The sequence below is a fragment of the Parasphingopyxis sp. genome (genome assembly GCF_052168275.1).
In the GTDB taxonomy this organism is placed as follows: Bacteria; Pseudomonadota; Alphaproteobacteria; order Sphingomonadales; family Sphingomonadaceae; genus Parasphingopyxis.
This window is the reverse complement of record NZ_JBQLZM010000078.1, coordinates 1-12,008: the sequence shown is the minus strand read 5'-3', so window position 1 is coordinate 12,008 and position 12,008 is coordinate 1. Positions and strand designations below refer to the sequence as shown.

General features: G+C 65.9%; 9 protein-coding genes and 1 pseudogene. 4 read left to right on the top strand and 6 right to left on the bottom strand.

Annotation, left to right across the window (positions count from 1 at the left end):
• Positions 1–15: 15 nt before the first annotated feature.
• From ACTS1X_RS07210 to ACTS1X_RS07200, 3 genes are all read right to left on the bottom strand, one after another.
• The gene (locus tag ACTS1X_RS07210) at positions 16–993 is read right to left on the bottom strand and encodes an aspartyl protease family protein (RefSeq protein WP_442613709.1); all 978 of its coding nucleotides are present in this window, start codon (positions 991–993) and stop codon (positions 16–18) included.
• A gap of 91 nt (positions 994–1,084) precedes the next feature.
• Positions 1,085–4,543 carry a transcription-repair coupling factor gene (gene mfd, locus ACTS1X_RS07205; RefSeq protein ID WP_442613708.1) on the bottom strand — a complete coding sequence of 1,153 codons (3,459 nt, stop codon included), beginning with the start codon at positions 4,541–4,543 and terminating at the stop codon, positions 1,085–1,087.
• Positions 4,540–4,806, bottom strand: a complete 267-nt coding sequence (locus ACTS1X_RS07200) for an FAD assembly factor SdhE (RefSeq protein ID WP_442613707.1) — start codon at positions 4,804–4,806, stop codon at positions 4,540–4,542. The genes mfd and ACTS1X_RS07200 overlap by 4 nt, the downstream gene beginning before the upstream one ends.
• 71 nt (positions 4,807–4,877) lie before the next feature.
• On the opposite strand from ACTS1X_RS07200, the gene recG reads away from it, so the two are divergent.
• On the top strand, positions 4,878–6,938 hold the full coding sequence (gene recG, locus ACTS1X_RS07195) for an ATP-dependent DNA helicase RecG (protein ID WP_442613720.1): 2,061 nt from the start codon (positions 4,878–4,880) through the stop codon (positions 6,936–6,938).
• 10 nt (positions 6,939–6,948) lie between these two features.
• Here recG and ACTS1X_RS07190 read toward each other — a convergent pair whose 3' ends face one another.
• Positions 6,949–7,293, bottom strand: a complete 345-nt coding sequence (locus tag ACTS1X_RS07190; protein ID WP_442613706.1) for a PilZ domain-containing protein — start codon at positions 7,291–7,293, stop codon at positions 6,949–6,951.
• A gap of 172 nt (positions 7,294–7,465) precedes the next feature.
• Here ACTS1X_RS07190 and ACTS1X_RS07185 point away from each other — a divergent pair, with 172 nt between their 5' ends.
• A complete protein-coding gene (locus tag ACTS1X_RS07185; protein WP_442613705.1) occupies positions 7,466–8,824 on the top strand; it encodes an MATE family efflux transporter in 1,359 nt (452 codons plus the stop codon).
• Here ACTS1X_RS07185 and tyrS read toward each other — a convergent pair.
• Positions 8,821–10,050, bottom strand: coding sequence for a tyrosine--tRNA ligase (gene tyrS, locus ACTS1X_RS07180; RefSeq protein WP_442613704.1), 1,230 nt, complete (start codon positions 10,048–10,050; stop codon positions 8,821–8,823). The genes ACTS1X_RS07185 and tyrS overlap by 4 nt on opposite strands.
• 43 nt (positions 10,051–10,093) lie before the next feature.
• Here tyrS and ACTS1X_RS07175 point away from each other — a divergent pair, with 43 nt between their 5' ends.
• Both ACTS1X_RS07175 and ACTS1X_RS07170 read left to right on the top strand, forming a co-directional pair.
• The gene (locus ACTS1X_RS07175) at positions 10,094–10,663 is read left to right on the top strand and encodes a DOMON-like domain-containing protein (protein ID WP_442613703.1); all 570 of its coding nucleotides are present in this window, start codon (positions 10,094–10,096) and stop codon (positions 10,661–10,663) included.
• Complete coding sequence (locus tag ACTS1X_RS07170) at positions 10,660–11,862, top strand: exo-beta-N-acetylmuramidase NamZ family protein (protein WP_442613702.1); 1,203 nt, start codon at positions 10,660–10,662, stop codon at positions 11,860–11,862. Before ACTS1X_RS07175 ends, ACTS1X_RS07170 begins: the two co-directional genes overlap by 4 nt.
• Position 11,863: 1 nt before the next feature.
• Here the strand turns inward: ACTS1X_RS07170 and ACTS1X_RS07165 are convergent.
• Positions 11,864–12,008: pseudogene (locus ACTS1X_RS07165) on the bottom strand (VIT1/CCC1 transporter family protein); the annotation flags it as partial.

Here is a 12,008-nt window from a genome sequence, read left to right as displayed (position 1 = left end):
TCGGCGCCCGAACGCTCAGTCGGCGCTCGGGGTCTCGGAGACAAGTTCGGCGAGCATCGGCATGTCGGAATTCCCTGCCGGGCCGCCCGTCGGCAGCTGCAAGCGCAACCGGCGGTTCGCGAAATCGATCAGGACGCGATCGAACACCCGGAGGGCGTTCATGCCGAGCAGCACCGCCGGCCGGTCGAGCAGGTCGAGCTGGCGGAACAGTTCGGTGTCGGCAAAGGCGATCGGGACGTTGTTGAGCCGGACGCCGCCGATGCGCAGTTCGTCGACAAAGGCATAGTTGATGTCCATCGTCGATCCGGTCACCGACGTGACCGTGAAAAATTGGTCCGGGTCCACGCGGCCACGGCGGATCAGCCGCTCGCGGAGCGCATTGTTGCCGATCGTTACCGCCGATCCGGTATCGACGATGGCATGGATGCGCGTGCCCTCGACATTGGCCTGCGCCAGGACGAGCCTGCCGGATCGCTGCCGCGCGCGCACGACGATGACATCGCCTTCGGACCAGTCGCTCTCCTCGATCCGGGCCTGGCTGAACGTCATTCTGTCCTGCTCGAAATCGAACAGCACCTGCTGGTCTTCGAGCGCATCGATACCGAGCACGCCGGCCGCGCCGAGATCGGAGCGCGCCAGCGCCGGCGCCTGAATGTCGTCGACCGTGCGGCGGCCGGCGCCAAGGCTGGGAATCATGACGGTCGGCACCTGTTCGACATCCAGGATCGTGGTCAGCCAGACGTCACCGCTTGCATGGAGCTCGAGCGTATCGGCGAGCTCGCGCGAGATGACCGTGCGTTCGGCGCCGGTATCGACGATGAAGTCGAACGGGCCACGGCCATCGACGCTCACGGGGATCGTCACGCGATTATCGACCGTGTTTTCGGATTCGATCGTCTCGGAGTCCGCGGGCGGTATCTCCGGCGTGGAGCCGATGGCGATTCCCGCCGTGGCGGCGACCATGCAGGCCAGACCGATAGACGCCAGTTTCATCGCTCATTCTCCTTGTCCGGACATCAGTATACACGGACGTACGGATAGTAGGAAATGTGGCGTTTCCCCCCGCTTTTCAGGGTATTGCGGCCTATCGCGCCGCCTTGGCGAGGCCCTTGGACAGCTGCAGCGCGCCGTTGAGTCGGGCCTGCGGGTCGCCCCAGTTGCGCGCTATGACCAGCTTGTGATCCGGACGCAGCTTCGCGGTGCCCTTGAGCCGCTCGACATAGTCGATGAGTCCCGCCGGATTGGGGAAACCGTCGTTGAAGAAACTGACGAGCGCGCCGCGCGGGCCGACGTCGATCTTCGCGACCTGGGCCTGTTTCGCGTTCAGCTTGGTTTCGATGATCTTGAGCAGGTTCGCCGTCGGCGCGGGTATCTCCCCGAACCGGTCGATCAACTCGGCCGCGAATTCCTCGACTTCTTGACGGCCTTCGAGTGCGTTCATGCGGCGGTAAAGCCCCATGCGCAGATCGAGGTCGGGAACGTAATCGTCGGGGATGAGGATCGGTGCATCGACGGTGATCTGCGGCGAGAAATCGGTATCGGACGCCTCAATTCCGGCATCGCCGGCCTTGGCCGCGACGATCGCGTCCTCGAGCATCGACTGGTAGAGCTCGAAACCGACTTCCTTGATATGACCCGACTGTTCGTCGCCGAGCAGGTTGCCCGCGCCGCGCTGGTCGAGATCGTGGCTGGCGAGCTGGAATCCCGCGCCCAGCGATTCGAGATCGGAGAGCACACCGAGCCGCTTTTCCGCTGCCTCGGTGACGACCCGGTTGGCCGGGGTTGTCAGATAGGCATAGGCGCGCTCCTTGGACCGGCCGACGCGACCGCGCAGCTGGTAGAGCTGCGAGAGGCCGAACTGGTTCGCGCGGTGAATGATCAGCGTGTTGGCCGAGGGGATGTCGAGCCCGCTTTCGATGATCGTCGTCGAGAGCAAAATATCGTATTTCCGGTCGTAAAAGGCGCTCATCCGCTCCTCGACCATGGTCGGCGCCATCTGGCCATGGGCGGTGACGAAGCGGACCTCGGGAATGTCCTCGCGCAGGAACTCCTCGATCTCGGGCAGGTCGGAGATGCGCGGCACGACGAAGAAGCTCTGCCCGCCGCGATAATGTTCGCGCAGCAGCGCCTCGCGCAGCACGACCGGATCCCAGGGCATTACATAGGTGCGCACGGCGAGCCGGTCGATCGGCGGCGTCTGGATGACCGAGAGCTCGCGCAGGCCGGACATCGCCATCTGGAGGGTACGGGGGATCGGGGTCGCGGTCAGGGTGAGCACATGGACGTCTGCCTTGAGCGATTTCAGCCGTTCCTTGTGAACCACGCCGAAATGCTGCTCCTCGTCGACGATGACGAGGCCGAGCCGTTTGAACGCGACCGACTTGGCGAGCAGCGCATGGGTGCCGATCACGATGTCGATCGAGCCGTCGGCGACGCCTTCGCGGGTCGCCTTGGCCTCGCTGGCGGGCACCAGTCGCGACAGGCGGCCGATCTTCATCGGAAAGCCGGAGAAACGCTCCTGGAAGCTGGCGAAATGCTGGCGTGCGAGCAGCGTCGTGGGGCAGACAAGCGCGACCTGCATGCCCGCCATCGCGGCGACATATGCCGCGCGCAGCGCCACCTCGGTCTTGCCGAAGCCGACATCGCCGCAGACCAGCCGGTCCATCGGCGTGCCCTTGCCGAGATCGGCGATGACCTGGTCGATCGCCCGGTCCTGGTCTTCGGTCTCGGCATAGGGGAAACGGTCGACGAAGCTTGCATAGCTGGAATCGGGTTCCGCGATATCGGCCTTGCGCAGGGCGCGCGCGGCGGCGGTGGCGATCAGGTCCCCGGCGATCTCGCGGATCCGGTCCTTCATCCGCGCCTTGCGCCGCTGCCAGCCTTCGCCGCCGAGCCTGTCGAGCGAAACCCCTTCGGTCTGCGCGCCGTAGCGCGAGAGCACGTCGAGATTTTCGACCGGGACGTAGAGCTTGTCGCCGCCCGCATATTCGAGCGCAACGCAATCGTGCGGCGCATTGCCGACCGGGATCGACGTCAGGCCTTCATAGCGCCCGATGCCATGTTCGCTATGGACTACGAGATCGCCGGGCGAGAGTGTCGCCAATTCGTTGAAGAAGGCGTCGGCGTCCCTCTTCCGCCGCGTCCGGCGGCGGAGCCGGTCGCCGAGCATGTCCTGCTCGGTAAGGACGGCGACGGTCTCGGCCGAATAGCCGTGATCGAGCGGCAGGATCGCCAGCGCCACGTCGGCGCCGAGCGCGCTCTGCCAGCTATCGGCCATGCCGGCGCCGTCGAGACCATGCTCCTCGAGCAGCCCGCCCAGCCGTTCGCGCGCGCCGGCGCTGTAGCTGGCGAGGACCACCTTTTTGTCCTGCGCGCGCAAGTCGCGGATATGGGCGACGACCGCATCGTAGATATTGGCGTTTGCCTTGCGTTCGGGCGCGAAATCGCGGGCACCCTCGACGCCGAGATCGACGACCGTTTCGTTTTCGGGCTCGCGGAAGGGGCTCGTCAGGTGGATGGGCGACCCGGCGATCCGTTCCGCCCACTGTCCGCCCGACAGATACAGCGTTTCGGGCGCGAGCGGGCGGTAGCTGCCGGGGTCGGACGACCGCACATTTTCGCGATTCCGGTGATAGTCGACGATTGCCTCGAACCGGGCTTCGGCGGCCGCCGGCGTCCCGGCATCGCGCACGAAGACGGTTTGCGGGTCGAGATGGTCGAACACCGTCGCCAGCTTGTCCTCGAACAGGGGCAGCCAATGCTCCATGCCCGCGAGGCGGCGGCCCTCGCTGATCGCCTGGTAGAGCGGATCGCCGGTCGCGGTCGCGCCGAACAGTTCGCGATAGCCGCCGCGGAAGCGCGTGATATTCTCTTCGTCGAGCAGCGCTTCGGACGCGGGCAGGAGGGTAAAACTGTCGGCGCGGCCGGTCGTTCGCTGGTCGGCCGGATCGAACCGGCGGATGCTTTCGATCTCGTCGCCGAAAAAATCGAGCCGCAGCGCTTCGGTCTCGCCGGACGGAAAGAGGTCGAGCAATCCGCCGCGCACGGCGAACTCGCCCGCATCGGCGACGCTTTCGACGCGGATATAGCCATTGGCTTGGAGCCTGGCGGTCAGCGCGTCGCGATCGATCCGTTCGCCCGGAGCGAGATGGGCGACGAGTTGGCGGACGCGGAACGGCGTCAGCGTTTTCTGCGTGACCGCGTTGATCGTCGTCGCGATCAGCCGCGGCTTTGCGGTTTCGCGCTGCAGCGCGTGGAGCGCCGCCAGACGTTCGGCGGATATCCTCAGGCTCGGGCTCGCCCGGTCGTAGGGCAGGCAGTCCCAGGCAGGGAAGGCGATGGTCTCGATCTCGGGGGCGAAATAGGCGGCCGCGTCGGCGAGACCGCGCATCGCCGCATCGTCCGGCGCGATATAGACGGCGGGAAGGCCTTTGAACGCTGCGGCGCGCGCGAGATCGGCCATCAGCGGCGGCAGGAACCCGGCGGGTGCGCTCGCCAGCGTCAACGGCCGGCCGGCGTCGAGGATCTTCTGGATGTCGGTCATTTGGCGATCGGGATATAGTCCAGTTGCTGCATCCGCCGCATCATCGGCCCGTCGATGTCGGCTGGCGGCGTTTCGGTGCCGATCGCCCATGCCATGATCGTGACGTCGTCGACCTCGAGCAGCGCTTCGAACCAGTCGGTCTCGCCCTGCGTCCATCCGGCCGAGAAGCGATCGAAAAAGCCCCCGATCAGCAGGTCTGCCTCCTTGGTTCCGCGATGCCAGGCGCGAAACTGCAGGCGTTTGAGGCGGTCCGCATGATCCATTTCGGCTCCAACAGCAAAAGGCCGACAGGCGCTGGCGCGGCCTATCGGCTTCGGTATAGGGTTATCTAGTGATGCGCCCCGAAATTCTCAATCCGCTCTTTGCCGAAATCGAGGCGCTCAAGGGCGTCGGCAAGGGATTGGCCAAGCCGCTGGGGCGGCTGAGGCTCGAACAGATCGTCGACCTCCTTTTCCATCTGCCGACCGGATGGATCGACCGCAAGCGGGTCGAGACGCTCGACATGGCGGATGCCGGGCGGATGGTCACCGCCATCGTCACGCCGATCGACTACAAGGCCGGCGGGCCGCGCAGCCCCTTGCGGATTCAGGCGCAGGACGGCGAGGGCAACGTGATCAGCCTCGTCTATTTCAACAATCCGGGCTGGGCCAAGAAATTGCTGCCGCTGGGCGAGGCGCGCGCGATTTCGGGCCGGATGGAGCTGTACGGCCAGGAATTGCAGATCGTCCATCCCGACACGGTCGTGAAGCCGGAGGAGATCGACGAGATACCAGAACGCGAGCCGGTCTATGCGCTGTCCGAGGGGCTCACCAACAAGCGGCTCGGCCAGCTGGCCGAACAGGCACTCGAGCGTGCGCGGGACCTGCCCGAATGGGTCGAGCGGGGCCTGAAGCAACGCGAGGGCTGGCCCGGTTGGCGCGCAGCGATCGGCCGGATCCACACCGATCCGGCCGACGACAAGGCGCGCCGGCGCCTCGCCTATGACGAAATCTTCGCCAACCAGCTGGCGCTGGCGCTCGTCCGCCAATCCGCGCGCAGCCGCCGGGGAAAGGCGCTGACGCCCGATTCGCGGCTCCGCGACCAGCTCAGGCTGCCCTACGAAGCGACAGGCGCGCAAAAGCGGAGCATCGCCGAGATCGAGGCCGATGTCCGGCAGGACAAGCCGATGCTGCGGCTGCTGCAGGGCGATGTGGGATCCGGCAAGACGCTGGTTGCGGTGAACGCGCTGCTGATGGCGGTGGAATCGGGCGCGCAAGGCGCATTGCTCGCGCCGACCGAAATTCTCGCGCGCCAGCATTTCGACACGATTTCGGCGATGCTCTCCGGCTTGCCGGTCAATGTCGCCGTGCTGACCGGCAGGGACAAGGGCAAGACGCGCGAATCCACGCTGATGGGTCTCGCCGACGGCTCGATCGACATCCTGATCGGCACGCACGCCATTTTCCAGGAGGCGGTGCGCTACCGGAAACTGGCGCTCGCGGTCGTCGACGAACAGCATCGTTTCGGCGTTGCCCAGCGCATGATGCTGGCCCAGAAGGCGGAGCGGCCCCCGCACCTGCTCGTGATGACGGCGACCCCGATCCCGCGCACGCTGACCCTGACCCATTATGGCGAGATGGACGTGTCGCGGCTCGACGAGATGCCGCCGGGGCGCCAGCCGATCGAAACGCGCGTGCTGTCCGCCGGCCGGCTCGACGAGGTCGTCGACGGGCTGGGTCGCCATATCGGAGGCGGCGGACAGGCCTATTGGGTATGTCCGCTCGTCGAGGAAAGCGAATTGTCCGACCAGGCCGCGGCGGAAGAGCGCGCGCGGCTGTTGCAGGCGCGGTTCGGCGAGGACCGGGTCGGGCTGGTCCACGGCCGGATGAAGGGCCCCGAAAAGGACGCGGTGATGGAGCGTTTCCAGCGCGCCGAACTGGCGGTGCTCGTGGCGACCACCGTGATCGAGGTCGGAGTCGACGTGCCCAACGCGACCTTGATGATCGTCGAGGGCGCGGATCGCTTCGGACTGGCCCAGCTGCACCAGCTGCGCGGCCGGGTCGGGCGCGGCGACGCCAAGTCGATCTGCCTGCTGTTGCGCGGCGACGCGCTGAGCGAGACTGCGCGCGCGCGGCTGAAACTGCTGCGCGAGACCAATGACGGATTCCGGATTGCGGAAGAGGATCTCCGGCTGCGGGGTGCCGGCGAACTGCTTGGCACGCGGCAGTCGGGCGAAGTCGGGTTCCGGATCGCGCCGCCCGAACTGGTCGCCGAACTCGCGCCGACCGCCAATGACGACGCGCGGCTGCTGATCGAGAACGAGGGCGGGCTGGACAGCGCGCGCGGCGAAGCGGCGCGGATCGCGCTTTATCTTTTCAAGCGGGATGCTGCGGTGCCGCTCCTGCGATCAGGATAGCGGCGGGGCGTCAGCTTTCGTCGTTATGCGCCTTGTGCGGCGTGGAATCGAGCAGCTGGCGATAGCCGCGCGCATCGAACGGCCGGATGAATTCCGCGCCGAGACGGTCGCTGAGCGACCAGACGATGCGGGCGTTCACCTCGCCGATCAGCGGCAGGTCCAGGCGAACCAGCGTTCCCTCGCGATAGGCCTTGGGCGAAATCGCCATGAAGCCGAACGGCGACAGGTTGCCGACGAGGATCTCGTGGCTGTCCGCGCCCGGTTCGTGCAATGCCGCCCGAATGGAAACCGCATCGCGCGCAGCCCGACGCTTCTCCACGTCGAAGATATGCTGAGCAAGAGGTTGCGCACTCATTCTGGTTTCTCCCAAATCCGCTAGAAACGCGCGACCTTACTGACAGAAACTCTTTAAGCCCGGCCAAACCGACATGGATAAATTCCCGTTTACCATTCGATAATCTCTGGAAATCGGCAATTTCGACGAATGGCCCTTGTCAGCGCCGCGGCGTCTGCCCAAAGCCCTGACAATGGCCGACAGGCGCGATCTTACCCAGGGCTCGGTGCGCGTCCAGCTCATCCGTCTGGCAAGCCCCTTGTCGATCGGGATCGTCGCGCTCTTTTCGGTCACGATCGTCGACGCCTATTTTCTCGGCCAGCTGGGAACCCGGCCGCTCGCCGCGATCAGCTACGCCTTCCCGGTCGCCTTTGCGGTGACGAGCCTGGCGATCGGGCTGGCGGCCGGAACCGGATCGGTGCTGTCGCGCGCGATCGGCAAGGGCGATCGCAGCCGGATCGTCAGCCTGACGACGCACAGCCTCGTGCTCGCGCTCATCATCGGGATCCTCGTCGCGGCGGTCGGGATTTCGCTGATCCGGCCGCTGTTCGCGCTGATCGGCGCGGAGGGCGGCGTCCTCGACGATATCACCGTCTATATGCGCGTCTGGTTCTACGGGCTGCCGCTGCTCGTGCTCGCCCAGGTCGCGGGCAGCATCCTGCGGGCCAATGGCGACGCGCTCGTGCCGAGCGCGCTGATGATCGCAAGCGCGGCGGTCAATATCGCGCTCGATCCCATCCTGATCTTCGGCGGTTTCGGCATCGCCGGCATGGGTATCGAAGGCGCCGCCTGGGCCGCCTTTGCTTCGCGCGTCGTGATGCCGGCCGTCATCATCCCGGTGCTGCTCTTCCGCGACCGGTTGATCAATCTATGGCGCACGAGCTGGACCGAAGTGTTCGACAGCTGGCGCGAGATCGCGCGGATCGGCATCGCCGCGGCGCTGGGCAACGCGGTCAATCCGGTGGCGGTGGCGATCGTCACCGGCATCGTCGCCGTTTATGGCGATCAGATCGTCGCCGGATTCGGCGTGGCCGGGCGCCTGGAAGGATTTGCCGTGATCCCGATGCTTGCGCTGTCCGGATCGATCGGGCCGGTGGCTGGCCAGAATTGGGGCGCCGAACGCTATGACCGTATCCGCGAGGCCATCCGCTTCGCCTTCATGGTCTGCCTCGGCTGGAGCGTCGTCGTCGCAATCGGCTTCTGGTTCGGCGCCGACTGGCTGGCGAGCCGGTTCAGCGATTCGGCCGTGGTGAGCGAGGAGGCGAGACGGTATCTGTGGATCGTCCCGATCACCTTTGCCGGGTATGGCGTGACGATCGTCGCGGCGGGGGCGTTCAACACGCTGGGCCGGCCGGTGCTTGGCCTCGCCATCTATCTCGTCCGATCGCTGATCTTCTACGTACCGTTCGCCTTCGCCGCGACGGCGCTGTTCGACACGACCGGCGTTTATGCGGGAATCGCGATCGCCAATGTGCTGGCGGGTTTCGCGATCCTCTGGCTCACCTTCCGCTGGCTCGACCGGATGATCGAACGGCAGCGATCGGCCGCCTAGGCGCGCGTCAGAACGCCGTGCTTCTTCTTGCCGGCCGAGATGCGGACCGGCGCGTCGCCGACCGAAACCAGCGCGCCGGCGTCGCCGATCTGCTCGCCGTCGACCCGCGCCCCGCCGCCCTTCACGAGCCGCTTGGCCTCGCCTTTCGACGCCACCAGGCCGAGTTCGACCATCGCGTCGAGCAGGCCGATCGTCCCGCTGCCGACGGCGAGCGTGGGCAGATCGTCGCCGACCGCGCCCTGTTCGAAGGTTTTCTGCGCGGTTGCGGCAGCGTCCCGGGCGGCGTCCGCGCCATGGGCCAAGGCCGTCGCTTCGTCGGCGAGTATCTTCTTGGCGTCGTTCAGCTCCGCGCCGGCCAGAGCCGCCAGTTCGGCGATCCGTTCGAGTGGCACGTCGGTGAACAGTTTCAGGAAGCGTTCGACGTCGGCATCCTGCGTGTTGCGCCAGAACTGCCAGTAGTCGTACGGGCTCAGCGCATCGGGATTGAGCCAGACCGCGCCGCTCGCCGTCTTGCCCATCTTGCCGCCGTCGGCGGTCGTGATCAGCGGCGTCGTGACGCCGTAGAGCTGCGTGCCGTCGATCCGCCGGGCCAGTTCGATGCCGTTGACGATATTGCCCCACTGGTCCGATCCGCCGAGCTGCAACAGGCAGTTTTCGCGGCGGGACAGCTCGAGGAAATCATAGGCCTGGAGAATCATATAATTGAATTCGAGGAAGGTGAGCGGCTGCTCGCGTTCGAGACGGAGCTTGACGCTGTCGAATGTCAGCATCCGGTTGATCGTGAAATGCGGCCCGACTTCGCGCAGGAACGGGATATATTCGAGGCTGTCGAGCCATTCGGAATTGTCGATCATGACCGCGTCGGTGGGCCCGTCGCCGAACGTCAGAAAGCGTTCGAATATCCGGCGGATCGAGGCAATGTTCGCGTCGATATCCCCGGCGGTCAGCAGTTTGCGGCTCTCGTCCTTGCCCGAAGGGTCGCCGATCTTGGTCGTCCCACCACCCATGATGACGATGGGCTTGTGGCCCGATTGCTGCAGACGGCGCAGCATCATGATCTGCACGAGGCTGCCGACATGGAGCGACGGCGCGGTCGCGTCGAAACCGATATATCCCGGCACGACCTGCTGGGAGGCGAGCGCGTCCAGCCCCTCGGCGTCGGTGAGCTGGTGGATATAGTCGCGCGCTTCGAGTAGGCGCAGCAGATCGGATCGAAATTCGGTCATGATGGGCGGGCCGTTAGCATGGGCCGCTCATTCCGGCTAGCTGTTGAAGATCATGCATCCTTCCTTGTTTCCTCATCCTGCGACGCTTCCGAGCTGCCCGTCCGCGATCGACGTTCTGGTCGAGCGGCAATTCGGCCAGTTGAGATTGGAATATCGTTTAAACATGCCGGCCGAAAATCTGCGGCCCGCCGGGCCCGCGAAACCGCAGCGGACGGACGGGTTGTGGCAATCGACCTGTTTCGAAATGTTTGTCCGCAGGCCCGGCGAAACTTGGTACTGCGAATTCAATTTTTCGCCGCGCAGGGCATGGGCAGCCTATGTTTTCGACGACGTACGGGAAGGCATGCGCAATCTGCCGCTCGACGCCGCGCCAGCAATCGATTTCGAGGGGCCGAATCTCGATGCCGATCATCCCAACGGGGTTGAACTTGCGGTGCGGGTCGAGATGCCGGAACCGTGGGCGTCGAGCGCGTTGGCGATCGGTCTTTCGGCGGTGATCGAAGAGGTGAACGGCACCAAATCCTACTGGGCGCTCGCGCATCCTTCGGAAAAGCCCGATTTTCATCATCCCGATTGCTTTACGCTCGAACTGCCGCCACCAGAAGCGCCATGAAATTCGGTATCGATCGCCTCCTCGAAGATGCCAGCCTGCGCGCACCGCTCGACGGGCAGCGCGTCGCGCTGCTCGCGCATCCGGCGTCTGTCACCGCCGATCTCACCCATTCGCTCGATGCGCTGATCGCGGCGGGCCTCAACGTCACCGCCGCCTTCGGTCCGCAGCACGGGATCAAAGGCGACAAACAGGACAATATGGTGGAGACCGCGGACGCGACCGATCCGGTCCACGGCATCCCGGTGTTCAGCCTTTACGGCGAGGTCCGCCGTCCGACCGGCCAGTCGATGGGCACCTTCGACACGGTGCTGGTCGATCTCCAGGATCTGGGCTGCCGCATCTACACCTTCGTGACGACGCTGCGCTACATGCTTGAAGCGGCGGCCGGGCATGGCAAGTCGGTCTGGGTGCTCGACCGGCCCGATCCGGCGGGCCGTCCGGTCGAGGGACTGACCCTGCGCGAGGGCTGGGAGAGCTTCGTCGGGGCCGGGCCGATGCCGATGCGGCACGGGCTGACGATGGGCGAGATGGGGCGCTGGTTCATCGATCATTTCGGGATCGACGTCGATTACCGCGTGATCGAGATGGACGGATGGGCGCCGGAGAGCGGGCCGGGCTTCGGCTGGCCGGAGAGCCGCATCTGGATCAACCCGAGTCCGAACGCGGCGAACCTCAACATGGCGCGCGCCTACGCGGGCACGGTCATGCTCGAAGGCACGACGTTGAGCGAGGGCAGGGGTACGACCCGGCCGCTCGAACTGTTCGGCGCGCCTGATATCGACGCGCGCGCCGTGCTCGCCGAGATGGAGCGGCTCGCGCCGGAATGGCTGGCGGGCTGCGCGTTGCGCGAAATCTGGTTCCAGCCGACTTTCCACAAACATGTCGGCGAACTCTGCCACGGCGTCCATATCCATGCCGAGGGTAGCGGCTATGATCACCAACAATTCAAGCCCTGGCGGTTGCAGGCGCTGGCTTTCAAGGCGATCCGCCGGCTCTATCCGGACTATGCGATCTGGCGGGGCAAGGACTTCAAGTACGAATATACCGATGACGTTCTCGCGATCGACGTGATCAACGGCAGCCCGCTGCTGCGCGAATGGGTGGACGACGGTGCGGCGGAGCCCGGCGATCTCGATGCGCTGACCGCGCCCGACGAGGCCGCATGGGCCGACGTCCGCGCCGCGCATCTGCTCTACTGAGCTAGATTACGGCGCCCACGATATTGCCGATCCCGGCCGTGGCCGCCATCGCCAGCGCGCCCCAGAAGAGGACGCGCAGGGTCGGCCGCACCAACCCCGCGCCCCCGATGCGCGCGCCTGCCCCGCCCAGCGCCGCCAGCCCTATC